25 protein-coding genes and 1 pseudogene are annotated in these 26,107 nt (G+C 40.4%); 17 read left to right on the top strand and 9 right to left on the bottom strand.

All coding sequences use genetic code 11. The features are described 5' to 3' along the window. Positions 1-43 precede the first annotated feature (43 nt). The gene (locus tag I593_RS10395; RefSeq protein WP_016167533.1) at positions 44-814 is read right to left on the bottom strand and encodes a glutathione S-transferase family protein; all 771 of its coding nucleotides are present in this window, start codon (positions 812-814) and stop codon (positions 44-46) included. Positions 815-1,185: 371 nt separating this feature from the next. Here I593_RS10395 and I593_RS10390 point away from each other — a divergent pair, with 371 nt between their 5' ends. The 9 genes from I593_RS10390 to I593_RS10350 all read left to right on the top strand — a co-directional run bounded on the left by I593_RS10390 (position 1,186) and on the right by I593_RS10350 (position 10,596). Beyond that, positions 1,186-2,388 (top strand): SfnB family sulfur acquisition oxidoreductase, encoded by a 1,203-nt coding sequence (locus I593_RS10390; protein ID WP_016167532.1) that lies wholly within the window; start codon positions 1,186-1,188, stop codon positions 2,386-2,388. 10 nt (positions 2,389-2,398) lie between these two features. Continuing rightward, entirely contained in the window at positions 2,399-3,622 is a 1,224-nt protein-coding gene (locus I593_RS10385; RefSeq protein ID WP_016167531.1) for an SfnB family sulfur acquisition oxidoreductase, read from the top strand. Next, entirely contained in the window at positions 3,622-5,037 is a 1,416-nt protein-coding gene (locus I593_RS10380; RefSeq protein WP_016167530.1) for an LLM class flavin-dependent oxidoreductase, read from the top strand. The genes I593_RS10385 and I593_RS10380 overlap by 1 nt, the downstream gene beginning before the upstream one ends. A gap of 31 nt (positions 5,038-5,068) precedes the next feature. Beyond that, entirely contained in the window at positions 5,069-5,911 is an 843-nt protein-coding gene (locus tag I593_RS10375) for a MetQ/NlpA family ABC transporter substrate-binding protein (protein WP_016167529.1), read from the top strand. 9 nt (positions 5,912-5,920) lie between these two features. Next, complete coding sequence (locus I593_RS10370; RefSeq protein WP_016167528.1) at positions 5,921-6,763, top strand: MetQ/NlpA family ABC transporter substrate-binding protein; 843 nt, start codon at positions 5,921-5,923, stop codon at positions 6,761-6,763. An 11-nt stretch (positions 6,764-6,774) separates the two neighbouring features. Further along, positions 6,775-7,833, top strand: coding sequence for a methionine ABC transporter ATP-binding protein (locus tag I593_RS10365; RefSeq protein ID WP_016167527.1), 1,059 nt, complete (start codon positions 6,775-6,777; stop codon positions 7,831-7,833). Then, on the top strand, positions 7,826-8,485 hold the full coding sequence (locus I593_RS10360) for a methionine ABC transporter permease (RefSeq protein ID WP_016167526.1): 660 nt from the start codon (positions 7,826-7,828) through the stop codon (positions 8,483-8,485). The genes I593_RS10365 and I593_RS10360 overlap by 8 nt, the downstream gene beginning before the upstream one ends. Before the next feature lie 113 nt (positions 8,486-8,598). Then, a complete protein-coding gene (ychF, locus tag I593_RS10355; RefSeq protein WP_016167525.1) occupies positions 8,599-9,690 on the top strand; it encodes a redox-regulated ATPase YchF in 1,092 nt (363 codons plus the stop codon). Positions 9,691-9,984: 294 nt separating this feature from the next. Further along, entirely contained in the window at positions 9,985-10,596 is a 612-nt protein-coding gene (locus I593_RS10350; protein WP_016167524.1) for a superoxide dismutase, read from the top strand. A gap of 198 nt (positions 10,597-10,794) precedes the next feature. Here I593_RS10350 and I593_RS10345 read toward each other — a convergent pair whose 3' ends face one another. After that, positions 10,795-11,325, bottom strand: coding sequence for an Mpo1 family 2-hydroxy fatty acid dioxygenase (locus I593_RS10345; RefSeq protein WP_016167523.1), 531 nt, complete (start codon positions 11,323-11,325; stop codon positions 10,795-10,797). Between the two features lie 94 nt (positions 11,326-11,419). Here I593_RS10345 and I593_RS10340 point away from each other — a divergent pair, with 94 nt between their 5' ends. Then, on the top strand, positions 11,420-12,121 hold the full coding sequence (locus I593_RS10340) for a Crp/Fnr family transcriptional regulator (RefSeq protein ID WP_016167522.1): 702 nt from the start codon (positions 11,420-11,422) through the stop codon (positions 12,119-12,121). Between the two features lie 88 nt (positions 12,122-12,209). Here I593_RS10340 and I593_RS20420 read toward each other — a convergent pair whose 3' ends face one another. Together I593_RS20420 and I593_RS10335 are read right to left on the bottom strand one after the other, a co-directional pair. Beyond that, a complete protein-coding gene (locus tag I593_RS20420; RefSeq protein WP_016167521.1) occupies positions 12,210-12,383 on the bottom strand; it encodes a hypothetical protein in 174 nt (57 codons plus the stop codon). 178 nt (positions 12,384-12,561) lie between these two features. Then, positions 12,562-13,047, bottom strand: coding sequence for a hypothetical protein (locus I593_RS10335; RefSeq protein ID WP_026440974.1), 486 nt, complete (start codon positions 13,045-13,047; stop codon positions 12,562-12,564). Between the two features lie 101 nt (positions 13,048-13,148). Between I593_RS10335 and I593_RS10330 the strand changes: the two genes are divergently transcribed. The 5 genes from I593_RS10330 to dapC all read left to right on the top strand — a co-directional run bounded on the left by I593_RS10330 (position 13,149) and on the right by dapC (position 19,584). Further along, positions 13,149-13,907 carry an AzlC family ABC transporter permease gene (locus tag I593_RS10330; protein WP_016167519.1) on the top strand — a complete coding sequence of 253 codons (759 nt, stop codon included), beginning with the start codon at positions 13,149-13,151 and terminating at the stop codon, positions 13,905-13,907. Further along, on the top strand, positions 13,897-14,244 hold the full coding sequence (gene ygaH, locus I593_RS10325) for an L-valine transporter subunit YgaH (protein WP_016167518.1): 348 nt from the start codon (positions 13,897-13,899) through the stop codon (positions 14,242-14,244). Before I593_RS10330 ends, ygaH begins: the two co-directional genes overlap by 11 nt. Before the next feature lie 237 nt (positions 14,245-14,481). After that, a complete protein-coding gene (gene purT, locus I593_RS10320) occupies positions 14,482-15,696 on the top strand; it encodes a formate-dependent phosphoribosylglycinamide formyltransferase (RefSeq protein WP_171069597.1) in 1,215 nt (404 codons plus the stop codon). Positions 15,697-15,722: 26 nt separating this feature from the next. Beyond that, the gene (gene glnD / locus I593_RS10315) at positions 15,723-18,389 is read left to right on the top strand and encodes a [protein-PII] uridylyltransferase (protein WP_016167516.1); all 2,667 of its coding nucleotides are present in this window, start codon (positions 15,723-15,725) and stop codon (positions 18,387-18,389) included. 25 nt (positions 18,390-18,414) lie between these two features. After that, positions 18,415-19,584 (top strand): succinyldiaminopimelate transaminase, encoded by a 1,170-nt coding sequence (dapC, locus tag I593_RS10310; protein ID WP_016167515.1) that lies wholly within the window; start codon positions 18,415-18,417, stop codon positions 19,582-19,584. Positions 19,585-20,100: 516 nt separating this feature from the next. Here the strand turns inward: dapC and I593_RS10305 are convergent. From I593_RS10305 to msrB, 4 genes are read right to left on the bottom strand one after another with little or no spacing between them, the layout of a single operon-like run. Continuing rightward, positions 20,101-20,715 (bottom strand): LysE family translocator, encoded by a 615-nt coding sequence (locus I593_RS10305; protein WP_016167514.1) that lies wholly within the window; start codon positions 20,713-20,715, stop codon positions 20,101-20,103. 47 nt (positions 20,716-20,762) lie between these two features. Further along, positions 20,763-21,641: a helix-turn-helix domain-containing protein gene (locus I593_RS10300; RefSeq protein ID WP_212750023.1), complete on the bottom strand. Its 879-nt coding sequence runs from the start codon at positions 21,639-21,641 to the stop codon at positions 20,763-20,765. Between the two features lie 5 nt (positions 21,642-21,646). Further along, complete coding sequence (locus I593_RS10295) at positions 21,647-22,129, bottom strand: glutathione peroxidase (protein WP_016167512.1); 483 nt, start codon at positions 22,127-22,129, stop codon at positions 21,647-21,649. Continuing rightward, the gene (gene msrB, locus I593_RS10290; protein WP_016167511.1) at positions 22,126-22,545 is read right to left on the bottom strand and encodes a peptide-methionine (R)-S-oxide reductase MsrB; all 420 of its coding nucleotides are present in this window, start codon (positions 22,543-22,545) and stop codon (positions 22,126-22,128) included. The genes I593_RS10295 and msrB overlap by 4 nt, the downstream gene beginning before the upstream one ends. Positions 22,546-22,774: 229 nt before the next feature. On the opposite strand from msrB, the gene I593_RS10285 reads away from it, so the two are divergent. Both I593_RS10285 and gloB read left to right on the top strand, forming a co-directional pair. After that, complete coding sequence (locus tag I593_RS10285) at positions 22,775-24,205, top strand: pyridoxal phosphate-dependent aminotransferase (protein WP_016167510.1); 1,431 nt, start codon at positions 22,775-22,777, stop codon at positions 24,203-24,205. Between the two features lie 143 nt (positions 24,206-24,348). Continuing rightward, positions 24,349-25,080: a hydroxyacylglutathione hydrolase gene (gene gloB / locus I593_RS10280; protein ID WP_016167509.1), complete on the top strand. Its 732-nt coding sequence runs from the start codon at positions 24,349-24,351 to the stop codon at positions 25,078-25,080. 506 nt (positions 25,081-25,586) lie between these two features. Here the strand turns inward: gloB and I593_RS10275 are convergent. Beyond that, a pseudogene (locus tag I593_RS10275) lies at positions 25,587-25,969 on the bottom strand (Mpo1-like protein). Between the last annotated feature and the right edge of the window lie 138 nt (positions 25,970-26,107).

Raw genomic sequence — 26,107 nt, 5'->3', positions numbered from 1 at the left:
GTGATCATTACACATCTTTTTTCAATGAGTAATACAGCAAAGATTACATACCACGCCAGTCTACACGCGCATTACGTTCAGTATAATATATACGCTGTACATATTGCCCTAAAGGTAAATCCAAAAGTTGATGCTTGAAGATATAAAAATCTTCCGAACTTCCTGAAATATAGTCTTCTTCACGTTCCCAAGGGGTTCCTGCTATTTCCAATAAGGGTGCTAGCATGGAACAGACCGAAATATCAGCAAACCCTAAACGCTCGCCCACAAAATAACGTCCATCATTTTCTAATAATTTCTGATTCAATACACTAATGAGCTGTTCCATCTGATGCTTAGAATATTCAACTTTTTCGGCATCAAGCTGGTAGCTCTTAGACACCAGTGTTCTTAAAATAGGTTTAGAAAATTTCTCAAATTGGCGCAGATAACCTTTTTCACCAATCATAATGTCTAAAGTTTCATCACTTTCAGATAGACTTTGTGCTAATCCCCAACGGCGTACATGTAAGCCAAGCTCGGACGCCAACGCATTAATTTCTAATGCTGCTTCTCTTAAATGTGGGTCTGCACGTAATAAAGCATGTTCAGGATACGTTTGATCTAAATACAGTGCAATTTGTGTTGAATCTGCAACCCAATGTTCGTTGTCTCGTAAGATCGGAAGTTTATTTTGCCCTGTTTTAAGTTGGGCAAAAGCACGATGCACACCAGGTATTAAATTCTGCGCAACAAAATCAAGTTGTTTATGATCGAGTAACCAGCGAGCTTTCTCACAATAATGAGATAAAGGAAACTGGTATAAAATTCGCATAAACACTCCAAAAGCTGATCGGAACATTGATTTTTGAGAAAACCAACGCTTTCAGTCTGTTACTTTAGTCAGTCAAAGCCAGAAACACAATGTCATTTTTATCCCAAAATAAATATAGCTGAGCCTTGTACGGTTATATAATTTTGTGGCTTAAATATCTTTAAACAAGATAATCCGCCTCTTTCAATTCAGTAGCTGAAATTTCAAAATTTAAATTATTATTTAAAATCAATTATTTGACTTATCTGTTTTTATTCAAACTTTACCACTTTAAGTTTTAAACATTGTTTTTCATAAGTACATAGAAATCAGTCAGTTAGTTTTTTAAAGCTGAGATATTAACGTTTTGACATTGTTTCGAAGGTGTCATCATGGCTTATATCAATTCTAAAAACGTACAGATCATCAAAAATGACCAGGATGCAATTAATGCAGCTTACCAAGTTGCAGATTTTGCACTCGAGGAAAGAAATGTTCGAGATCAAACCCGTACATTACCTTTTGCAGAAATTGAACAATTTAGCCAAAAAGGCTTAGGCGGTTTAAGAATTCCCAAACAATATGGCGGTGCTTATGTTTCCAATAAAACACTGGTACGCGTATTCCGTATTTTGAATAAAGCCGATTCGAGCATCGGGCAAATCCCTCAAAATCAAATTAGCTTACTTTATCTCATTGACTTGATGGGCACCGAAGCGCAAAAGCAGTTCATTTTTCAAGAAATTTTAGCAGGAAAACGCCTTGCCAATGGTGGTCCTGAGCGCCATACCAAAGACTCTAAAACACTCAATACCATTTTGAGTATTGAAAATGGCCACTACTATCTACAAGGTGAAAAATTCTATTCAACAGGCAGCAGCTTCGCGCATTGGTTAGCCATTAAGGCTATTCACCCAGAAGGTCATGTGGTGCTCGTGATCGTAAATCGTGAAGCGCAAGGCATTGAAGTCATTGATGATTGGGATGGTTTTGGACAACGCACAACATCGAGTGGCTCAGTCCGTCTGAACCATGTGGAAATCGATCCTTTCCTGATCTTTGATGAACGTCCTTTAACGACAGCACCTACCTATCGTGGTGCTTATTCGCAACTGTTACAAGTCGCGATTGATGTCGGCATTGCTGAGGCTGCCTTTGAAGATACGTTGGCAACCATCAAAAAGGCGCGTCCAATTATCGATGCTCAAGTAGAAAAAGCCAGCTTTGAACATTACACCCTACAAGAAGTAGGCAAACTGCAAATTCAACTTGAGGCCGCTATTTTACTGCTCGATGAAGCCGCAGAGTATTTAGATGAGTTAGATCAGTTGGATGGCGTAACCGATGAGCAAGCTGCACGAGCCTCTATTCTCGTCGCTGAAGCCAAAATTTATGCCAATGATGCAGCACTGAATATTTCTGAAAAACTGCTCGAACTCGGGGGCAGTCGTTCGAGTTTAAGTCAATTCAATTTAGATCAGCACTGGCGTAATGCACGTGTGCACACCTTACATGATCCTGTGCGTTGGAAACTGCATGCGCTAGGTGATTATTACCTGAATCATAAATTACCTGCCCGCCATGCATGGATTTAAGGAGAATAACATGACCTCATTTCAAACTATTTCCCCTGCACAGGCAGCACAACTTGCACCTGCACATATTATTCAATCCGATGCCGAAGCCTTAGAAATTGCGCATACCTTGGCAGAACAATTCAAGCACAATGCGATTCTGCGCGATGCTGAGCGCATTTTGCCTTTTGATGAAATTGAAGCTTATAGCAAGTCTGGACTTTGGGCCATTACGGTACCTAAACAATATGGGGGTGCTGAAGTTTCGAGCTATACCGTGGCGCAGATTATTGCCCTTATGAGTGGTGTGGATGGTTCAATCGGTCAGATCCCACAAAATCATTTCTACGCCCTTGAAGTACTGCGTAATACAGGTACTGAACAACAAAAACAAAAACTGTATCAGGAGGTATTGCAAGGTGCGCGCTTTGGTAATGCACTTGCAGAATTTAAAACTAAGAATGCCGCACAAAAACAAACTGCAATTTCTCCGACAGCAAATGGTTTTATCGTAAATGGTGAAAAATTCTACTGCACTGGCAGTTTGTTTGCACATCGTATTCCAACTTTGGTCAAAGATGCCCATGATCGTGAATTTCTGGCCTTTATTCCGCGTAACAGTGAAGGCTTGGAGCTGATTGATGATTGGTCGGGATTTGGACAACGCACTACAGGCAGCGGTACTGTCAAATTCCATCAAGTCTTTGTTGCTGCAGAAGATGTAATTCCTTTCGATCAAGCCTTTCAACAGCCTACTTTGGTTGGACCTTTTGCCCAAATTATGCATGCGGCAATTGAAACAGGCATCGCCCGTGCTGCTTTTGAAGAAACATTGATTCGCGTTCGTCAAGCCCGTCCTTGGATTGATTCAGGTGTAGATGCTGCAACCCAAGACCCACTCACCTTATTAGAATTAGGTCGTGTCGTGGCAGATGTTCGCGCTAGCGAAGTGTTATTAAAACAAGCCGCTCGCTCTATCGATGCCGCCAAACCGCAACCCACCGAAGACAACATCACTCAAGCGTCTTTAGACGTTGCCAAAGTACGTGCCCATAGCAGTGAAACCGCACTTAAAGCATCTTCCAAACTGATTGAACTTGCAGGTAGCCGTGGTAGCCAGCGTGTAGATGGTTTAGATCGTTTCTGGCGCAATGCCCGCGTGCATACCCTGCATGATGCGGCACGTTGGAAGTATTACTTCATTGCCAATTACACTCTCAACGGCATTCGCCCTCCACGTCGGGGGACCTTGTAATGACACAACAAACGCAAAAAAAGATTATTTTAAATGCCTTTGATATGAATTCGGTTGGGCATATCAATCATGGCTTATGGACACATCCGCGAGATCAATCGCACCGTTTTAATGAACTCAGTTATTGGACTGAATTGGCACAAACCTTAGAACAAGGCTTATTTGACGGTCTATTTATTGCCGACATTACAGGTGTTTATGATGTCTATCAGAATGGCATTGATTTAACTCTGAAAGAATCGATCCAGTTGCCTAGTCATGATCCAAGTACCTTGGTTTCAGCTATGGCTGCCGCAACTCAACATTTGGGTTTTGGTGTTACGGTTAATTTAAGCTATGAAAATCCATATCAATTTGCCCGTCGTTTTGCAAGTTTAGACCATTTAACCCAAGGTCGTATCGGTTGGAATATTGTGACTGGCTATTTGGATAGCGCAGAACGATTGGTGGGACAAAAAGGCCTAAAAGAACATGACCTGCGTTATGCTCAAGCCGAAGAATTTCTTGAGCTTTGCTATAAGTTTTGGGAAGGCTCTTGGGAAAATGACGCAGTACTGAAAGATAAAGCGCAGCGTATTTTTACCGATCCCGCTAAAGTACATGCTATTCAGCATCAGGGACAGTTTTATCAAAGTCAGGGAGTGTTTCAAGTCTCGCCCTCACCTCAGCGTACCCCCGTGTTATATCAGGCAGGTGCTTCGCCACGTGGTTTAGCATTTGCGACTCAACATGCGGAAGGTATTTTTATTGGTGGAGATCGACCAGAGAAGATTAAGCAACAGGTCGATAAAATTCGTGCCCTCGCAGTTGCTCAAGGTCGAGATGCAAATAACGTTAAAATCTTTGTTGGCATTACTGTTGTGACCGCAGAAACGGATGCATTGGCTCAAGAAAAATTGGCTGAATATATCCGCTATGCCAGTCCTGAAGCAGGTTTAGCACATTACTCCAGTTCGGTAGGCATCGATTTATCCAAATTTGCTGATGATGAAGCGATTCCTTATCAAAAAACTAATAGCATTGCCTCAGTCAATCAAAAGTTTAAAGAACAAACCATTACACGCAATGACTTAAAAGCACAGCATGTCTTGGGTGGACGTTATCCCCTCATTATTGGAAGTGGCGCGGCTGTGGCAGAACAACTGATTCGGTGGATCGATGAAACAGGCATCGATGGCTTTAATCTGACCCGCACGGTTGCCCCAGAATCACATCAAGACTTTATTCGCTATGTCATTCCTGAATTGCAACAACATGGGCGCTACAAAACAAGCTACAGCGAAGGCAGTTTAAGACACAAACTATTTCAACAAGGCGACCATCTTGCCGACCATCATCCTGTACAGCAGTTCCGATGTTTAAGCTCAAATTCGTCTCCAGACTTACCCACACATTCAGAAAAACAGACAGCTTAACAGCTGTAAATTTGAAAATACGAGAGATAACATGGCTTTAACTGCAAACAATAAATTTACCTTTTTAGGGGTACTTGTCGCTGCACTGGTGATTGGGCTGGTGGCGTGGAGTTACCATAAAAAGACCAGCAATACCGAGTTAGTGATTGGTATTAGCCCACCCTTTGCTAACCCATTAAAGGTTGCCGTCGAAGAGGCGAAACAACAAGGGATCAATGTCAAACTGGTGGAATTTTCTGACTGGAATACCCCGAATATTACTTTGAATCATGGTGATATTGATGCCAATTATTTCCAGCATCAACCCTTCTTGGACAATGCTATCAAAGAAACTCAATTCAAACTGAAAGCATTGGATAAGGGCGTCACAACCCATGTTGGCCTATACTCCAAGAAATACCATTCACTGGATGAACTACCAGATCAAGCTCGCGTAGTCATTCCAAATGATCCTGTGAATCAAGGTCGTGCATTGTTGCTGTTACAACAAGCCAAACTGATTACTTTAAAAAATCCAGAGAATCATTTATCTAACTTACAAGACATTGCTGCCAATCCTAAAAAGCTGCAATTTATTGAAGTTGAAGGTCCGCAAACGGCACGCGCAGTGGATGATGCTGACTTAGTTTTCAGTTACCCACATTATTTACGTCTTGCCAAAACTATTGACCCGAATGATGCGCTGATTTTAGATGACAATACCAATACTCGTTATTCGATTTTATTTGTGGTGCGCGATGACTATCAGCAACAACATCCTGAAAAAGCAGCACAACTGGAAAAATTTATCAAAATTTATCAGACTTCTGCCAAAGTTAAACAAACTTTGAATGATGAAATTGGCTCAAAACTTTGGTTCCCAGGCTGGAAGTGAGATTGAGCAATGACAAATTCAGTTTCTATTTCTAAAAATCGTAAAGCATGGTTGATTGGATTGACTGTGGTGATCTTGATTGCTGCTGTAGCGGTTTACCGCTCTAGCCAAAGTCAGGCGCAACAAGAGGTTCTCACCATCGGTATTAGCCCACCTTATGCAGAGCTACTGCAAAGCGTCGCGGATGAGGTGAAAAAACAAGGCATTCAGGTGAAGCTGGTCGAGTTTTCTGACTGGCATGCACCGAATGTTGCAGTACAAAACGGTGATATTGATGCCAACTTTTTCCAACAAAGCGTCTTTTTACGCAATGCAATTCGTGAAACTCAATATGACTTACATGCCTTTGCCACAGGTACAGGCAGTCATGTCGGACTATATTCAAAAAAATATAAGTCTTTACAGGAACTCCCAAACAAAGCGCGTGTGGTCATTCCGAATGATCCTGTAAACTCTGCCCGCGCACTGATTTTGCTGCACCGTGCAGGTTTAATTCAGTTGAAAGATATCAATAATGAACTTTCGACTGTGCAGGACATCGTTCAAAATCCAAAGCAACTGCAATTTATTGAAGTTGAAGGACCACAAACTGCACATGCATATAACGATGCCGACCTCATCTTTGGTTTTCCACATTACTTAAAAATGGCGAAAGTAGCCGATCCGCATAGCGCTCTGTTTCTTGACCCGATTGATAAGAAATATGCAATTTTGTTCGTCACGCGTAAAGACTACAGCGATCACAATCAAAAGCTCGCCACCTTTGTCAAAGCGTTCCAAAACTCGAAGCAAGTTCAAGAGATTTTAGACCGAGATTTTGGCAGCAAAATGTGGTTTGAAGGCTGGAAATAAGGAGAAAGACAATGGTGAGTTTTGGTTCTCATGTGGATTTTTCCCTTCCACATATCAAAATCCGTAATTTGAACAAGTATTATGCAGTACAAAATCAACACGTCCATGCACTCAAAAATATCGATTTGGATATTCCTGAAGGTAAAATTTTCGGGATTATTGGGAAAAGTGGTGCGGGTAAATCTTCGCTATTGCGTACCCTGAATGGCTTAGAAAAAGTCAGTGACGGTAGCATCCACATTCATCAACACAATTTGGCGGAACTGAATCATGCCGAGCTGATCCAACTACGCCAGCGCATTGGTATGATCTTTCAGCACTTCAATTTAATGTCTGCTAAAACCGTCTGGGACAATGTCGCACTACCACTCAAAATCGCCCATTACAGCGCTACTGAGATCGAGCAACGGGTCAGTGCAGTACTAGAACTGGTTGGCTTAAGCAATAAAGCGCAAAACTATCCTGCACAACTTTCAGGTGGGCAAAAACAACGGGTTGGTATTGCCCGAGCATTGGTACATCATCCTGAAATATTGTTATGTGATGAAGCGACCTCTGCACTTGATCCAGAAAGTACCTCAGTGGTGTTATCGCTGCTCAAGGAAATCAATCAAACACTTGGCATTACCATTGTCCTGATTACCCATGAAATGCAGGTGATTCGAGAAATTTGCGATCAAGTGGTGGTGATTGAACACGGTGAAATCGTGGAGTCTGGACAAGTCTGGTCGGTATTTTCCAATCCTCAGCAGCAAATTACTCAAGAGTTGCTCAATTTAGAACAATTAGATTTGCCCTTTCAGTTACACGAGCAACCACTAGCAGAATCGAGTCAGGTGATCTTGCGATTAAGTTATGCCTCACCCCTGCAACATGCACCAGATCTAAATTCGATATTCTCGGCAATCGATCGCCCTGTTCATCTGTATCAAAGTCATATTGATTCAATTCAGGAACATTTGATTGGAAAATTCGTGGTGGCTGTGCCACAGCATGATCTGGATATCCATCAGCTTAAACAACAACTGCAACACCAGTTTGCCAAAATTGAGGTATTAGGCTATGCATGACCAACTCATTGACCTTTTGCTCACAGGAACTGTTGATACGCTGATTATGGTCGGCGTATCGGCAATTTTAGCTTTCCTAATTGGCTTACCTATAGCAGTCATACTGGTGAATACCAGTGAACACGGCATTTATCCCTCAAAACCGATTAACCAAGCTTTGGGTTGGGTGGTGAATATTACCCGTTCGGTGCCTTTCCTGATTTTAATGGTAGCCTTGATTCCTTTAACACGCTTTATTGTTGGCACCAGTTATGGCGTTTGGGCTGCCGTTGTGCCTCTCACCTTAGCTGCAACACCCTTCTTTGCACGTATTGCTGAAGTGAGCTTACGTGAGGTCGATCAAGGCCTAATTGAAGCCGCGCAAGCCATTGGTTGTAACCGTAAACAAATCATTTGGCATGTATTACTGCCTGAAGCTTTACCTGGAATTGTGGCAGGCTTTACCGTCACCATTGTGACCATGATTAATTCTTCAGCGATTGCAGGTGCCATTGGCGCAGGTGGATTAGGTGATATTGCCTACCGTTATGGTTATCAACGTTTCGATATGCAAATCATGCTTGCGGTCATTGTAGTTTTAGTGGTTCTGGTTATGTTGGTACAAGCAACAGGAGATGCACTTGCACAACAACTAGACAAACGAAAAGTTTAACAATCATGCACTTGAAGGTGTTGAAAAGAAAGATACGAGCCATGACCTGACTTTGTCATGGCTTTCATGTAAAATCAGCGCCAATTTTTAAATAATACGTTGTGAGTCATTTCATGGGTTTTAATTGCGGTATTGTCGGCTTGCCGAACGTTGGTAAATCTACCCTTTTCAATGCGTTAACTAAAGCAGCAATTGCGGCAGAAAACTTTCCGTTCTGTACCATTGAACCAAACACAGGGATTGTTCCTGTTCCAGATTTACGTTTAGACAAATTAACTGCCATCGTAAAGCCACAACGTGTACTTCCAACCACAATGGAATTTGTAGACATCGCAGGTTTGGTTGCTGGCGCGTCTAAAGGTGAAGGTTTAGGTAACCAATTCCTTGCCAACATCCGTGAAACTGATGCGATTGCACACGTGGTTCGTTGTTTTGAAGATGAAAACGTCATTCATGTGAATGGTAAAATTGACCCCTTAGATGATATTGCTACTATCAATACTGAACTTGCACTTGCTGACTTAGAAACTGTAACCAAAGCCGTTACACGTTTAGCAAAATCAGCAAAAAGTGGTGATAAAGATGCGATTGCAACGAAAGCGGTTTTAGACAAAATTCTACCTTTATTAGATGAAGGCAAACCAGCTCGTGCTGCTACGCTTGATGACGATGAGCGTAAATTGGTGCGTGGTTTTGGTTTAATGACTTTAAAACCAACCATGTACATTGCCAATGTGGCTGAAGATGGTTTTGAAAACAACCCGCATTTAGACGCAGTGAAAAAACTTGCTGCTGAAGAAAATGCAATTGTAGTTCCTCTTTGCAACCAAATCGAAGCTGAAATTTCATTGCTTGAAGATGAAGACCGTGCTGAATTCCTTGAAGCGATGGGTATGGAAGAGCCTGGTCTGAACGTGGTGATCCGTGCAGGTTACTCACTCCTTGGCTTACAAACTTACTTCACGGCAGGCGTACAAGAAGTACGTGCTTGGACTGTAAAAGTTGGTGCAACTGCACCACAAGCTGCGGGTGTCATTCACACTGACTTCGAAAAAGGCTTTATCCGTGCTGAATGTATTGCTTATGATGACTTCATTCAATACAACGGCGAAGCGGGTGCAAAAGAAGCTGGTAAATGGCGTCTAGAAGGTAAAACTTACGTGGTACAAGACGGCGACGTTTTACATTTCCGTTTCAATGTCTAATTTCATTTAGATGTTTCAAAAAAGCCAGTGTTATCACTGGCTTTTTTATATCCTAAATAGGAGTTAACCAAGCTCAGCAACAACAACACTTAACTTCGTGTACATAAGATGCAAAGTGCCCCTCCCGTTTCTGTCGCCTGAAATCTTTAACATCATTCAAACATAAGTGACTCAGGTTAAGCAAAGCTTTATTTGATAAATATAATGATAATAATTATCATTATATTTACATTAAATCCAACATCGCCTACACTCCTATGCATAACTAAAAACTTAGATTGAAAGGATGATGCTATGGCTTATACCCTTCCCCATTTACCTTATGCCTATGATGCACTCGAACCGCATATTGATGCGAAAACCATGGAAATTCATCATAGTAAGCATCATCAGACTTACATCAATAATATTAATGCAGGCATTGAAGGGACACCGTGGGAAAACTTAACTGTGGAGCAATTAGTCACTCAGGTAAATAATGTTCCTACACAACTCAAAAACAATATCATCAACAACGCAGGTGGACATGCCAACCATAGCTTATTCTGGACTGTTATGAGTCCTCAAGGCGGTGGACAACCTATAGGCAAAATTGCGGTAGCGATAGAGGCTGAACTGGGTGGATTTGACAACTTTAAAGAAGATTTTACTAAAGCGGCACTCACCCGCTTTGGTAGTGGATGGGCTTGGTTAACCGTTACTCCAGATCAAAAATTATTGGTAGAGAGCAGTGCCAATCAGGACTCGCCACTCATGCAGGGTCACACGCCCGTTTTAGCACTCGATGTATGGGAACATGCCTATTACCTGAAATATCAGAACAGACGACCCGAATATATTTCAGCTTTTTTTAATGTTGTCGACTGGCAAGAAGTCAACCAACGTTATGAACAGGCCATTCAGTAATATGTACGCAGCCACTGACCTACCTATGACCGCATTTCATCAACTACGCTTTATATTGGGAATACTTATTTTGCTAAGTGGTGCCTTACTTTGCATTTATAAAGTGGCAACATCCTTAAATGCATTCTAACGTTGAAGAATCCTGCCGAATGCGTCTCTATCAATCATGCAAAGCATTGGGCAGGCTAAATTTAAAGACTAAATCTGAACTGGTTTCGTATCCATCGCTGCACGTTGCTTTCGTGCCTGTTCCAATATACGTTGTTGCAATTCTTGTCTAAAGCCCATCATAAATATCGCTTCGGCTAATACGAATAACGGACCAATGATCAAACCAACTAAATCATCGAGAAAGGCTGGTTTTTTCTTTTCATAAAAATGTCCTACAAACTGAAATACCCAGCCCACCACAAAAATACCAATACTGAGCATTAACCACGCCGCCAAACCAAAACCAGCAATCTTTAATGCCAAAGGATAGACCGCAGAAAATAGCAATAACATGATACAGCCAAACCAGAGATCTAATTTCAAATAATACACACAACTCACTATAATCAAGACCAAGGCTAAGGTGATTTCAAATCCTGAAAAGTGAAACCCTGCCCGTGCAGTCAAACACATAATGGAGAACACAATCAGCGGAATCCCGACAAAGTGCGTTAAAATATTTTTATGATCAAGATGATAAGCCGCATACTGGCTTAAAAGTTGTTCTAATTTACTCATTGGGATCGTCCTTGTAAGATGCATAAACTCACTATATAAAAAAATCATTTTTATAGTTGTCACCTAGCCGACAATTCAAAAAATAAGGATACCCATGACACTGCAAATGGATGATCTTCAACATCTTGCCAATAACCGTTGGTATTCTGAATTACCGCTCCCCTTTCAGCAGTTTATTCAGGAACATGCGCTTATACAGCACTATCAGAAAGAACAAGCTATTTTTTATTCTGGAGATACTTTTGATGGAATCTATGCGGTACTCAATGGTGCAGTACGCTTAGGTTATGTCGATATTGAAGGTACAGAATCTATTGCTGCAATTGCAGAACCCATCATGTGGTTCGGTGAAATCTCTTTAATTGATCAGCAACCGCGCTCCCACGATGCCATTGCGATTCAAAAAACACGAATCCTGCATATTCCTAGTGCGGCTATCCACACTTTAGTCACTACACAGTCTCAGTTCTGGTTTCATATTGCTCAACTCACCAGCCAGAAATTACGTATTGCCTTTTTAGAGCTGATTTCAATTCAAACTCAGACCATCAGACAACGGCTTGCTCTACGATTAATGCTGATTTTACAAGGCTATGGCAATCATGTACTGATTGAAAAAAATGTCATTCAACTCAGTCAAGAACAACTTGCGCAGATGCTAACTTGCTCACGGCAAACGGTGAATCAGGAATTGCAGGCTTTAGAAAAACTGGGGGTGTTAAATCTGGCATTTAAAAAAATTGAAATTTTAGATCAGGAACAATTACATCGCTTGGCACATACTCGACAGAGTTGATTTCACTAACATCAACTGTCATTTTATGGTGCAAAACTTTTCACCATAAATATGCATATTCAAATACATGCACCAAAAAGCAGCTCAACTAAGAGTTTAATTGACAGACATTGACCTCATCAAAGCCATTGGTGCAAGGTGCAACTTCGTGTGCCACAGCATGATGCAAAGCCACATGCGGTTTAGGCTGCACAACCTGAGCATTTACGGTGGAACTGAATAAACAGAACAGACTAAAACCGAAGATCGATAATTTACGCATGAGACGATAACCTTATTGCTATTTAATGTTAATTTTCACATAAATTATACACCTTTTATCATATTAGGATAATGCATTAAATTAATCAAATCAGTGTTATTTTCTATTATTGTCGTTATTGATTGGATAACAGCATTGCAATCTTCAAGACTACAATGCCGCTTTAGATCTTCAACTTTTACGAACTAAAAGCTTTTTTCTTTGGATCGGTGTTACCTAACTCTGGATGCTCTAGTGCATCTTTACATTGTGCTTTGTCTCGTTCGTAATCCGCTTTTGTCTGAGAAACTGTCGCTGAGTTTTCCATGGTTTCACGCGCCCAAACATCTAAACTGGTCAAAGCTTTACGACACAATGCATATTTTCCTTCGGTGACCGAATCTGTCATTTTGACGTTAATACGCCAATCAGTACTGAGTTTTCGCGCAGGTTTACGTACCTTTTCTTCTATTAAATTACGTTGCTTGCGATATACATAAGGATCCGCCTCGTTCATGAATCGCCATGCTTCATGTGCATAAGTGGTCGCATCATTGGTCAATTTAGGCGCAGCTTTAATTTCTGCTTTCTTTTCAGCATGATCTGAAGATTGACCACAACCTTGTAAAAACAAAGCACTACTTATTACAGAAACAACAAGCACAGGCGCTCTAAGTATTCGCATTTAGGGAATCACCGCAACAATCGAGTAAGCACTATGCTAGTAAATTCGGCTACAATACACAATCTTATTTGACCTATCGTTTAACTCTAACAAGGTGTGTCGTGTCACAACACAAATTAACACCCACGCAAACAGCGGGCTTTTGGCAAGGTGCCAAAGATAGCCAAGCAATTATCTTTACTTATTTACCTGTATCTTTTGCATTTGGGGTTTCCGCAACACAGTTTGGCTTTAGTGCTTGGGAAGCCTTATTTCTCTCTTGTACCATGTATGCGGGTGCCAGCCAATTTCTGGTGGTTGCACTACTCGGTAGTGGAACCTCCATCTGGATGACGGCACTGACTGTCATTGCCTTGGACATTCGTCACTTACTATATGGACCTGCCCTACAAAATTTAATTCAAGATCGTTTGAATTTGAAAAAAACCGCAATTTGGGCGTGGGGACTGACAGATGAGGTATTTGCTTCAGGCATGATCAAACTCTCTCAACGACGCCAAGAATGGTCTGAATCTTGGATGTTGGGACTGAGTTTATTTAGCTGGTTATCTTGGGCAACTGGCTCATTCTTGGGTGGACTGTTTGCTGATCAAGTCGGCAATCTACCGCTATTTCTGCAGGCGGCACTAGATTTCTTATTACCCGCGCTATTCCTCAGTTTCCTATTGGCTGCTTTTGAGAAAAAACATACCTTTGTGGTCAGTGTGACTATTTTAGTATCTGCGATCGCCTGCTATTTCATAGATCTCTCTGCGGCAATTTTCATTGGTATTTCATCAGGTATATTTGCAGGTTTGTTTAAGCACTATGTCCTCAAACAACATGATGCAGAACTTACAGGAGCATCACATGAATCTTGAAATCATATTGGTAGGAATTGTGGTCGGTATTGCAAATTTTGCCTCACGTTTTGGTCCTTTTTTTGTCATTCAGAAGTTTCAACAAAATTCGCAAAAGCGCGGTGCATTGTGGTTAAAAATTGCCTTGGGCTCGATTGGGATTTCAGCTATTAGCTCCATGTTGGTCGTTGCGACACTTCCTCCACTGTTAGAAACACCCAACAAAAGTTTAGCAATGCTGATAGGGTTTCTGGTTCTGACGGGCTTATATTTCAAATTTAAGAAAATTGTCCCTGCAACATTAACTGCTGCTTTGACCTACGGCTTGGTTTATACCTATATGCCTTTTCATTTTTAATTTATTTTGAACGAATGATTCACAGCACAATTAATCACTTGAGAGCAATTTTCAGGTGATTAACTAAAAATATAAAATAAACTTACTTTATGAAAGTAATCATATTTTCCTTTTATAACTTAAGATTCTAATCAGCGTAAACTTAAAAGAAATTGTTCGACAATCTTATCATTTTATGTGAATCATACCTGAACACTACGCTGAGTTCTGCTATGCTAAAACCCCATTTACGCAAGGATGAATCACATGAGCGTGACTATTGGTACTCCCCTTCAATCTTCTGCATTTAAAGTTCTACTGTTAGGGTCAGGTGAACTCGGAAAAGAAGTGGTGATTTCACTGCAACGTTTGGGTGTCGAAGTACACGCTGCTGACCGATACGACCATGCTCCTGCCATGCAAGTTGCGCATTATCAATACACCTTAAATATGGCAAATCCTGAAGAATTAAAACAACTGATTGCACAAGTAAAACCTCACCTTATTGTTCCTGAAATTGAAGCGATTGCAACCGAAGTTCTAGTTGAAATTGAAGCAAGCCAAACTGCAACGATCATTCCTTCTGCAAAAGCTGTGTACCTCACCATGAACCGTGAAGGCATCCGTCGTTTGGCCGCAGAAGAACTTGGCTTACCCACCTCCGCTTACCGTTTTGCCGATTCTCTCGAATCTTTCCGTGCTGCTTGCGATGACATTGGTTATCCAAACTTTGTGAAACCTGTAATGTCTTCTTCGGGCAAAGGTCAATCACGTGTAAAAAGCTTTGCCGAAGTCGATGCAGCTTGGGAATATGCACAAACAGGTGGTCGTGTTAATCAGGGTAAAGTGATTGTTGAATCGCAAATTGATTTTGATTTTGAAATTACCCTTCTTACTGTTCGCGCCAAAAATGCCGAAACAGGTGAAATCGAAACCCAATACTGCGACCCAATTGGTCATCGTCAAGATTCAGGCGACTATGTAGAAAGCTGGCAACCTCAAGCCATGACAGCCGTGGCATTGGAAGAAGCTAAACGAATTTCTCACAAAGTCACAACTGCTTTAGGCGGTTGCGGTATTTTTGGCGTGGAATTGTTTGTCAAAGGTGACAAAGTATGGTTTAGTGAAGTTTCACCACGTCCACACGATACAGGTCTTGTGACTTTAGCCTCCCAATATCAAAGCGAATTTGAATTACATGCTCGCGCCATTTTAGGCTTGCCTGTCAATACAACTCGCCACAGTATTGCTGCAAGTACTGTCATTTACGCGGGTGTGGATGATACCAATCTTTCCTTCTCTGGCTTAAATCTTGCTTTGGCAAATCCAAATACTGATTTACGCCTGTTCGGAAAACCTGAAGGCTTTAAACGCCGTCGTATGGGTGTTGCTACTGCACGTGCTGAAACTACGGATCAAGCACGTGAGTTGGCACAACACGCTGCGGATCAAGTCATTGTGAATCAGAACTAACTTATACATATTACGGACCACTGTTCATGATCAATACTTTACCATTGTTGAATTACGTCAAAAGTAACCATGATATTCAAGCAATTAACCAATGGCGTACCGATGTAGAAAAACAATTACAGGAAAGTTTTGAACATGGACAGTCCATTCGTGATGTCATTTTAGCGCGATCTCATCTAATTGATGAAGCGTTACAATTTCTCTGGCAACATGCCGAATTAGATCAAACCAAACTCGGTCTATTTGCAGTGGGCGGCTATGGTCGCCGTGAAATGCTGCCGTACTCAGATGTCGATATCATGATCTTGTCGGAAGATGAAATTACCGCAGATCAAGAAAAACTGATTTCCATTTTTATTTCTTCACTTTGGGATGTTGGCAATTTTAAACCAGGCATCAGTGTGCGCAGTATTCGCCAATGTGTCGAAGAAGCTACCAATGATCTCACTGTTGCCACTACCCTAATTGAAGCACGACTAATTATCGGCTATGAACATCTCGCGCGTTGGCCGCGTCGTATCGTTTCACAAACATGGACAGATAAAACCTTCTTTGATGCAAAGATGGAAGAGCAACACCGTCGCTATGCGCAGCACAACAATACCGAAAGCAATTTAGAACCTGATATTAAAAATGCCCCAGGAGGCATCCGAGATATTAACCAGATTGGATGGATTGCAAAGCGCCACTTTAGAGTCAATCGTATTTATGATTTAGTCCATTTGGGCTTTATTTCTGAATTTGAATTGGGTGTGCTCGAAGAAGCCGAGAGTTTCTTATGGGAAATTCGCCATCACTTACACCGCCTAACCAAACGTGATGAAAACCGTTTATTATTTGACTATCAACGTGACATTGCCGCTATGTTTGGCTATGTGCGTGAAGAAGACAAATCACCTAATTATCCAATTGAACAGTTCATGAAGCGCTACTACCGTACTGCGCAGCAGGTTTCTACCCTGAATGAAATGTTATTGGCATATTTTAGTGAATCGGTCATCACCCCTCGACTGCCACAATATGAACGTCAGATTGTGGAAATTAATGACAACTTCAAACTGGTCGATGGTAAGTTAGCAGTTCAACACCATAAAATTTTTGCAGAAAACCCAAGTGCAATTTTAGAATTATTCTATTTGCTCGCGAACCGCCCAGAAATCGAAGGCATTCGCGCGCGAACCTTACGCTTATTGATTCTAGCTGCCAAACGCATTGATCAAGCCTATCGGGATAATCCAGAACATCAAGCCTTGTTTATGGCGATTATTCGTTCACCTTACCGTTTATACGACACCATGGTCGCAATGAAGCGTTACGGCGTTTTAGGCAATTATATTCCTGCTTTCGGACAAATTATGGGACTTATGCAATATGACTTGTTCCATATTTATACCGTCGATGCGCATACGCTCCTATTGTTACGCAATTTAAACCGCTTTAAAGAGCCGGAATTTGCCAAAGATTTTCCAGTGGTCAGTTCAGTCTTTCAACGCCTTGCGCGTCGTGACATCGTATTCTTAGCTGCCTTGTTCCACGACATTGCCAAAGGTCGCGGTGGAGACCACAGTGAACTCGGTGCAGAAGATGCGATAGAATTCTGCCGCGTGCATGGCTTTACCGAACGGGAATGCAAACTGGTGGCTTGGTTAATTCACAATCACTTACTCATGTCACTGACGGCACAGAAAAAAGACATTTCCGACCCAGATGTAGTCAAAGATTTTGCGGAAAAACTGGGGGATATGGAGCATTTAGACTATCTCTATACCCTCACTGTTGCCGATATTAATGCGACCAATCCAAAATTATGGAACTCGTGGCGTGCATCACTCATGCGTCAACTGTATACCCATGCCCGCGACATTATTCGTACAGGTTTGGGACGTCCAGTGGATTACCAAATGCTAATTGAAGATACCAAGTTTGCAGCCAGCGAAATGCTGGTGAATGACTTCTCCTTGGCCGATGTGGAAAAAGTCTGGCAAGAACTGGGGGATGAATATTTCATTAAAGAATCGGCTGATGAAATTGCTTGGCATACCCGTGCAATATTGGAACACGGTGAAAATCCTGCACCTCTGGTATTAATGAGAGCACATCGTAAATCAGCACAAGATGCCGTGCAGATCTTTATTTATACGCGCGATCAACCCAACTTATTCGCAACCACTGTGGCCATTTTAGACCGAATGAATCTGGATGTTCAGGATGCACGAATCATTACTGCAACCACTGCGTTTAGTTTAGATACCTATGTGGTTTTAGACCGTTTTGGCACGTTATTAACCGATCCTGAACGAGAAGCTACAGTCATTCACTCACTCACCTCAGCACTAAGCCAATCCGATAAGTATCCAGGATTAATGCAGCGCCGTATTCCACGCCAACTTCGTCATTTTGATATTGAAAATACGGTAGATGTAACCTTAAACGAAGCGTTACAGCAAAATATGGTGGAAATTTCTACACTTGACCATCCTGGGTTACTTGCGAAAATTGGTGGTCTGTTTATGATGCAGGGTTTAGACATTCACTCTGCTAAAATTGCCACCTTAGGTGAACGCGCCGAAGATATTTTCTTTGTCACCAAAAAAGATGGCTCTCCGATGACGGAAGAAGAGACTGTATTATTTGCCAATCAACTGAAGTCTGCTTTAGATGAAGCCTCTAATCAGGTCTGTGGTCAACATTAATTTTTAACGTTCGGGTATTCGTTTCATGAACTCTAGTTTGTCCCTATTACATCCGTATCCATTTGAAAAATTAAATAAGCTTTTTAAGGATGTACAACCCGCAGATTTACCTTTGATCCCACTTTCTATTGGTGAACCAAAGCATCCTGCGCCAGAGTTTGTGAAACAAGCGATTATTGATAATTTCCAACACCTATCGACTTACCCGAACAGTAAAGGTTTGCCTGAGCTACGCCTGAGCATTGCCAACTGGTTAACACGTCGTTTTAATCTGAATCAAATTAACCCTGAACAGGAAATTTTGCCTGTTTCTGGTACGCGAGAAGCGATTTTTTCTTTTGTACAAGCGCTGATTAATCGTGATGAAAAACCGTATGTGGTAATGCCAAATCCCTTCTATCAAATCTATGAAGGGGCAACTTTACTCGCAGGTGCTGAGCCTTACTTCATAAACTGTACCGAAGAAAATGGCTATTTAGGTGATTTTGATGCAGTTCCTGCTGAAGTATGGGAAAAAACGGCACTCTTGTTTGTTTGTACCCCAGGTAATCCTACAGGTGCAGTGCTTTCTAAAGAACAATTTAAAAAGCTGATTGCACTATCTGACCAATACGATTTTGTGATTGCATCAGATGAATGTTATTCGGAACTATGGTTTGATCAAGCACCAACAGGGCTATTAGAAGTTTGTGCTGAAATTGGACGTAACGATTATAAAAATTGTGTCGTATTCCACTCTTTATCAAAACGTTCAAACTTACCAGGTATGCGTTCTGGTTTTGTTGCGGGCGATGCAGCCTTATTAAAACCATATTTGCAATATCGTACTTATCATGGTGCAGCCATGCCTGTTCAACATCAGTTGGCCTCTATTGCAGCATGGGATGATGAAGCACACGTTGAGGAAAATCGCGTGCAGTACCGTGCCAAGTTTGATTTATTTCAAAATGAATTGGGACATCTTTTACCACTTCAGAAACCTGATGCTGGCTTTTATTATTGGCTTAAAGTGGATAATGATGAATCATTTGCCAAAATGCTGATGGAAAAGGCTCATATTAAAGTGCTTCCAGGTCGCTATTTATCGCGTGATACTGCGACGGGTAATCCTGGTGAAAACCACGTGCGTATGGCATTAGTGGCTGATATTGCGCAATGTGAGCAAGCCATCGCGCGGTTAAAGAAGATTCTCTAATTCCTATTTAACCAATAAAAAACCTCCTTATGGGAGGTTTTTTATTGGAAAATTTTACAAAAATAATAATGAAGAACTTGTGCTCTCACTGATTCACAAAATTGATCTAAATTTTAAAATTCTAAGAAATATTCAAATACACACATTTTATAAACAGTATTTTCAGTTCTATTTTAACCTACTGAACAGCAATACTTTGACCAACTTATTTCATAGACCAACGACAATAGCTTGTAATTCAAATGATGAATCTATCCATTCAGAACCCATCAAAGTGAATATCTTTTGACGATTTATTGAAAGAATTTAGCCATAGAAACTTCTGATTCATAAGCATCTAAAACCATCAGAGGCATTTCAAAGTGCCTCTGAGTTTTGATTATCTAATCTTTTATCAACTGAGCCCTTATTAAGTTATATGAAAATCTATAGTTGTTTCTGCATCTGAAAGGCGATAGAAAAACAAAGCATTAGCTAAATTCATTACAAAATAAAATAGACCGCGTCTGCAATGGATTAAAACACCATCAAAACCGCAGCGAATCCCCAGAAACAACAACCTGTAAACCTATACAATATCTTCGTATTTCTTTTTAAAAACTGATTCCAACTCTTAAAATTAAACAATTTAAGCAAAAATAAATTCCAAAATAGGACGACACTTACCATCCAAAAGCAAATCAAAGACAGTTGTTTAACACTAAATTGACTGTAGACCAATAAAATAAGACTGCTATAAAACATCACATTTTTAGGATTAAGTAGGCTGGACTGCAAACCTTGAACAAAACATAGAACACCTGATGACTTGATTTGTATCTGATTATGATCTTCAAAACACTGATTCTCAGCTTCATGATAACGAAAACATTGCCATCCCAAATACAGTAAATAGGCGGTGCCTAAGTAACGAAATAGTTGCAATAATATGGGATGAATTTGCCCTAACCACCATAACAATATAAAAATCATCAATAATATTAGTGCATTCCCGCTTGCAATCCCTAATACCGTGTAACGGGCTAGTTTCGAACCGTACTGCATTGAATGAATTAATATGAGAAAAAAATCAGGTCCGGGAGAAAGCAGTGCCATAAAATGCGTAACTGCAATAAAAAAGAATAATTCCATAACTCATCTCAACTAAATTTTGAGACAAGCCTAATCAGTGTTTAGATTTAATTATTGTATAAAATTGCGCGACGGTGCTGTTTTTGATAAAACTTCGGCGTGGTCCCTGTCAACTGTTTAAATACACGCTGAAAATGACTCTGATCACTAAAACCCAACTGATAACTCAACTCAATAATATCCTTACCCTGTCTTAAAAGCGTTCTTGCTTGATTAATTTTTAAATTGAGTTGATAGGCATGTGGAGTTAAACCCAAATTCGACTTAAATAAACGAATAATCGCGTAACGACTCAAACCACTTTGCTCAGACAATTGCTCTAAGGATAAAAACTCATCATTACCACTCAACCTAGAAATTAGCAATTGGAACTCCTGCTGCGCATAGCTATTTTCAGTAAGCAATTCCAAGTGCAAATTGGGAAATAACAGCTCAGTTAAGGTCTGAATTAGCAACTGTTCTTTCTGCAAATATGAAATGGAAGAATCAAATAAGTTTTGATTTAAATGACAAAAAACTGAATACAATCGCTCTGATTGATAAAGTTGAGGTTTATACTGTGGAACTGCGTCACAACGAAAATCCTGTTTAGTTTCATGTAGTAACTGTCGTAACCAGAGCATATCCAGATGCATCATCTGATAACTCCACGCCTGATCAGGTTCAGGATTACAAGAGTGTTCAATATTTGCAGGAATTAAAACCAATGTTCCTGACTCAATTTCTTGTGCGCCTATAAAGCGACTACTGAAAACACTTTGCCCAAGATATACAGCACCTATGGAAAAGGTTGGATGACTATGAGCATGATAACAGGCGCGACTATGACATGCCTTACGTGTTTCTACATAAGGCATATTCGGGTCACTCCAAAACTCAGTCTGAGCTTTGGAGGTATCATTGGAAGGCTGCAATCTATTCAACATGACATTTATTGTTGTAATGCCTTTTCGATTTCTTCCTCTAAAGCTTCTGGTTTTGTGGTTGGGGCAAAACGGTTTAATACTGTGCCATCTTTACCAATTAAAAACTTGGTAAAGTTCCATTTAATACCGCTGCCTAAAATTCCTTTGCTGTTATTGGTCAGATAGCGAAAAATGGCGTGAGCTTCAGGACCTTTGACATCCACTTTGGAGAACATTGGAAAAGTCACTCCATAGTTCTTCTGGCAGAAAGCTCCAATTTGGTCATTTGAGCCTGGGTCTTGCCCACCAAATTGATTACATGGAAAGCCAAGTACTTCCAACCCTTGAGGCTTATATTTTTCATATAACTTTTCTAAGCCAGCAAATTGTGGAGTAAACCCGCACTTACTGGCAGTGTTTACAATTAATAAAACCTTCCCCTCATAATCGGCAAAAGATTTATTTTTTCCATCTAGCAACTCAGCTTCAAACTGATAAATGTTGGTCATGGATAGGTTTCCTCGTCATTTTTTTCTTGTGATTGTAGTTCTAATGAAGCCGAATTTACGCAATAGCGTAATCCTGTCGGCTGCGGACCATCCTCAAAAACATGCCCTAAATGTGCGTCACAATGATGACAAACTATTTCAGTTCTTTCCATACCATGTGAGTTATCTTGTAATTCATCAATTGCTCCTCCAGCAATTGGTTTAAAAAAACTTGGCCAGCCACAACCGCTGTCATATTTCGTCGTCGATGAAAATAACGGTGTACCGCAGCAACGACACACATAAGTTCCTTCTTGTTTGCTATTCCAATATTTTCCCGTAAAAGCAGGTTCTGTTCCTTTTTGTCGAGTTATACGGAATTCTTCTGGTGATAACTCTCTTTGCCATTCTCGGTCTGTTTTACTGAGTTTTCCCATGATTATTTCCCTTTCTATCTTGCTGTTTCAAAAAAGATAATCTTATATTTACGTCATTCATCTTAAAATTTCTAGTCTTTCGTTAACAATTTACAAAAGACTTATAATTCCAATAAAAGCAAAAAGTAAGCAAATGCAATAATTATGGTAAGCATTTTTATTTCATTAATGCTTTTTTGTGAGCAAAATTGGTGTTATTCTTGCGATCATGCTTACTCAGGATTAAAAAATGTCGCAGAAAAAGAGCGTTATTTTTAAACATCTACTACCTGTGATTAAACAATATCAACAGGCGGGTTATACGCATGAAAAAATTGTTGCTTTACTCCGAGATGAACATGATCTCGATTTGGTAACAACTGAAACATTTAAAAGTTATTTATATCGTTATGCAAAAGTGACCTCCACTCTTTCCGAGAACATCAAAATGCCGAACACTATCCAAACTCCACGCGAAATAAAAAAATCGTCTAAGCTCGAGCATGTTTGCTACGACATCCGTGGACCAGTGTTACGAGCGGCCATCGAGATGGAAGAAGCAGGTCATAAAATTATTAAGCTGAATATTGGCAACCCTGCTCCATTCGGCTTTGAAGCCCCACAAGAAATTATTAACGACGTCGCCCTAAACCTGCCAAATGCTGTGGGTTATACCGACTCGAAAGGGATTTTCCCCGCACGTAAAGCCATTTGCCAGTATTACCAGCAAAAAGGCATTTTCGATATGCACGTGAATGATGTCTATATCGGTAATGGTGTTTCTGAACTCATCGTTATGGCGATGCAAGGCTTGCTCGATGATGGTGATGAGATGCTGGTGCCAATGCCAGATTATCCACTGTGGACTGCGGCTGTGAATTTATCGGGTGGTACAGCGATTCATTATAAATGTGATCAAGAAAATTTCTGGTATCCAGACATTGCCGACATGGAAAGTAAAATCACGCCAAATACCCGCGGTATCGTGATTATTAACCCAAACAACCCAACGGGTGCTGTTTATCCACGTCATGTTTTAGAGCAAATTGTCGCTTTAGCGAAAAAGTACGACCTGATTTTATTTGCAGATGAAATCTACGACAAAATTATTTATGACGGTATCGAACATGTTTCCGTTGCAGCATTAGCAGGCGATCAACTGTGTATTTCATTCAACGGTTTATCAAAAGCCTATCGTATTGCAGGTTATCGCTCAGGCTGGATGGCCATTACAGGCGATAAATCACGCGCAACTGATTATATCGAAGGTTTGGATATGCTTGCATCTATGCGTTTGTGTGCCAACCATCAAGCACAATATGCGATTCAAACAGCCCTAGGTGGTTATCAATCGATTAATGATTTAATCCGCCCAGGTGGTCGTTTATATGAACAGCGCAATATTGCATGGGAAATGTTAAATGAAATTCCTGGCGTCTCTTGTGTAAAACCTGAAGGTGCAATGTATTGCTTCCCTAAACTTGATCCAGAGATATACCCAATTCAGGACGATGAAAAGCTCATGCTTGATTTACTGCGTGCAGAGAAAGTCTTATTGGTTCAGGGCACAGGGTTTAACTGGCCAACACCAGACCATTTCCGTGTTGTATTCTTACCTGCTGAAAATGAACTTCGCGAAGCCATCACACGAGTAGGTCGTTTCTTGGCGAAATTGCGTTAAGTCATATATTTGCAAAAAGCCGCATTTTTATGCGGCTTTTTGCTTTTATCTGTTTTTCCAAAATTGATTAATTACAACCTTGAAATAGTGAGCCTAAGCTATTCAATGCTAAACTTAATGCCAAGTGATAAAGAGCGCATGACATGACTTATCAAGTCCATATCATTGATGTAAAAAATCAATTACAAAACTATATTTGGTTACTTGAACACACTGAAACTCATGAAGTGGTTGCGGTAGACCCAACCGAAGCAGAATTGGTCGAGGATTATTGTCAAGAACACCAACTCCACCTGAAGCAAATCTGGTTGACTCATTGGCACAAAGACCATATTGGCGGAGTAGCAGCGCTATTGGTCAATCGCAACATTCCAGTCTATGGCCCAAGAGACGAGCTGAGCAAGATTCCGTTTATTACCCACCCCCTCACGGATGGCGACCATTTTAATTTCCATGATGTCCGTATTGATGTGATTGCAGTGCCAGGACACACTTTAGGACATATCGTTTATTTTAGTGATGCTTTAGATCTGGTGTTTTGTGGGGATACTTTATTTGCAATGGGCTGTGGTCGGGTATTTGAGGGAACATTTGAACAAATGTATCATTCCTTAAATCGTTTGGCCGCATTACCCCCACGAACCCAAGTGTATTGCACTCATGAATATACGCTGTCGAATGCTAAATTTGCGTTACATGTAGAACCCGATAATCTAGAAATTCAGAAACGCTTTGAACATGTGGAGGCCTTACGAATGCTTGGTCAACCCACGGTCCCCAGCAATATTGCCATTGAACTCGAAACCAATCCTTTTTTAAGAGTACAAAGTGTCGAAGAATTTCAAAAATTACGTGAATTAAAAGATAACTTTTAATTTTTGTATTTAACAAAAATCCCTAGTTCTAGGGATAGAGCAAGTATCAAAATCACGGTTTAATAAAGTCATAAAAGCAATAAAATACAACGATAAAACCGAAAGATTTTGTTTATTTTCAATAATTATAACAATAACTGAAAATAAACATGACTCTCTAATTTTTTGCACTAACCACACGGGCAATGTGGGCAAAAAATTAGAGAGTCTTTCAATGTATAGCCTCAATTTTTTAATCGAGTTACTTTATTTACATTCAAAATAAAAAAAGCCCAGAGAAAGGTCACTCTAGGCATTGGAAACTTGTAATGTCTTAGTGGTATACCAGACTATCTAAAAATCCGAAACTTATACTACATCAGAAGGATAAAACATCCTAGCCATTTTTATTAAAAATATTTGAAAAATATACTTCATATAAGACTAAAAGCTAATTTATAACATATAGTTATATTAAATTTTCAATCAAATATTATTAGATAAATACACTTTAATAAGAATGAAAATTAACTTGGAATTTTATCTAATGAACGACACTTTAAACTCAAGTTGCCTCGCACAATATCAGACAACATACGCCAGTCCGAGATAAAACTGTAAAATGGCTGTTTGAAAGACGCAGGTTTATTCTTTTCATAGACAAAGTGTCCAATCCATGCACATGCATAACCAGGCACTAAACCATACAAAACATACTTAGGTTTACGATGGCGAATTGCTTTTGCTATCCAATATCCACCGATGACACTTCCTAACACATGCAGGCGTCTGCTGGTGATATTACGGTGCTCGGTTAAATAAAAAGATAAAATTCATTATAATTTCGAATGGGTAATTGCGGCGATTGAAGGTGCTGTACACTTCTATTTGCTTGAACATTTGCATTCATATTCAAATCATCCTGATTGTTTTGAATTATGTTTTCTGATTTTGCACCAATATCATTGGGCGTAATATTCAATTGGTCAATTACTTTTTGCTCATGTTCCTGCTGAAAAATTGGCAAACCTCATTTTATCATTGCTAT

It is taken from the genome of Acinetobacter tandoii DSM 14970 = CIP 107469, from assembly GCF_000400735.1.
Lineage (GTDB): Bacteria > Pseudomonadota > Gammaproteobacteria > Pseudomonadales > Moraxellaceae > Acinetobacter > Acinetobacter tandoii.
The sequence above is the reverse complement of the archived record's forward strand: the minus strand, read 5'-3'. Positions and strand labels throughout refer to the sequence as shown.

Excerpts from the sequence above, each read along its gene's own strand:
- gloB (WP_016167509.1), top strand. The coding sequence starts at position 24,349 with ATGACTTATCAAGTCCATATCATTGATGTAAAAAATCAATTACAAAAC.
- I593_RS10385 (WP_016167531.1), top strand. The coding sequence starts at position 2,399 with ATGACCTCATTTCAAACTATTTCCCCTGCACAGGCAGCACAACTTGCA.
- I593_RS10335 (WP_026440974.1), bottom strand. The coding sequence starts at position 13,047 with ATGCGAATACTTAGAGCGCCTGTGCTTGTTGTTTCTGTAATAAGTAGT.
- I593_RS10300 (WP_212750023.1), bottom strand. The coding sequence starts at position 21,641 with ATGTTGAATAGATTGCAGCCTTCCAATGATACCTCCAAAGCTCAGACT.
- I593_RS10380 (WP_016167530.1), top strand. The coding sequence starts at position 3,622 with ATGACACAACAAACGCAAAAAAAGATTATTTTAAATGCCTTTGATATG.
- I593_RS10370 (WP_016167528.1), top strand. The coding sequence starts at position 5,921 with ATGACAAATTCAGTTTCTATTTCTAAAAATCGTAAAGCATGGTTGATT.
- I593_RS10395 (WP_016167533.1), bottom strand. The coding sequence starts at position 814 with ATGCGAATTTTATACCAGTTTCCTTTATCTCATTATTGTGAGAAAGCT.
- ychF (WP_016167525.1), top strand. The coding sequence starts at position 8,599 with ATGGGTTTTAATTGCGGTATTGTCGGCTTGCCGAACGTTGGTAAATCT.
- I593_RS10350 (WP_016167524.1), top strand. The coding sequence starts at position 9,985 with ATGGCTTATACCCTTCCCCATTTACCTTATGCCTATGATGCACTCGAA.
- I593_RS10365 (WP_016167527.1), top strand. The coding sequence starts at position 6,775 with ATGGTGAGTTTTGGTTCTCATGTGGATTTTTCCCTTCCACATATCAAA.
- I593_RS10305 (WP_016167514.1), bottom strand. The coding sequence starts at position 20,715 with ATGGAATTATTCTTTTTTATTGCAGTTACGCATTTTATGGCACTGCTT.
- I593_RS10345 (WP_016167523.1), bottom strand. The coding sequence starts at position 11,325 with ATGAGTAAATTAGAACAACTTTTAAGCCAGTATGCGGCTTATCATCTT.
- I593_RS10295 (WP_016167512.1), bottom strand. The coding sequence starts at position 22,129 with ATGACCAACATTTATCAGTTTGAAGCTGAGTTGCTAGATGGAAAAAAT.
- glnD (WP_016167516.1), top strand. The coding sequence starts at position 15,723 with ATGATCAATACTTTACCATTGTTGAATTACGTCAAAAGTAACCATGAT.
- ygaH (WP_016167518.1), top strand. The coding sequence starts at position 13,897 with ATGAATCTTGAAATCATATTGGTAGGAATTGTGGTCGGTATTGCAAAT.
- I593_RS10360 (WP_016167526.1), top strand. The coding sequence starts at position 7,826 with ATGCATGACCAACTCATTGACCTTTTGCTCACAGGAACTGTTGATACG.
- I593_RS10285 (WP_016167510.1), top strand. The coding sequence starts at position 22,775 with ATGTCGCAGAAAAAGAGCGTTATTTTTAAACATCTACTACCTGTGATT.
- I593_RS20420 (WP_016167521.1), bottom strand. The coding sequence starts at position 12,383 with ATGCGTAAATTATCGATCTTCGGTTTTAGTCTGTTCTGTTTATTCAGT.
- msrB (WP_016167511.1), bottom strand. The coding sequence starts at position 22,545 with ATGGGAAAACTCAGTAAAACAGACCGAGAATGGCAAAGAGAGTTATCA.
- I593_RS10390 (WP_016167532.1), top strand. The coding sequence starts at position 1,186 with ATGGCTTATATCAATTCTAAAAACGTACAGATCATCAAAAATGACCAG.
- dapC (WP_016167515.1), top strand. The coding sequence starts at position 18,415 with ATGAACTCTAGTTTGTCCCTATTACATCCGTATCCATTTGAAAAATTA.
- I593_RS10375 (WP_016167529.1), top strand. The coding sequence starts at position 5,069 with ATGGCTTTAACTGCAAACAATAAATTTACCTTTTTAGGGGTACTTGTC.
- purT (WP_171069597.1), top strand. The coding sequence starts at position 14,482 with ATGAATCACATGAGCGTGACTATTGGTACTCCCCTTCAATCTTCTGCA.
- I593_RS10340 (WP_016167522.1), top strand. The coding sequence starts at position 11,420 with ATGACACTGCAAATGGATGATCTTCAACATCTTGCCAATAACCGTTGG.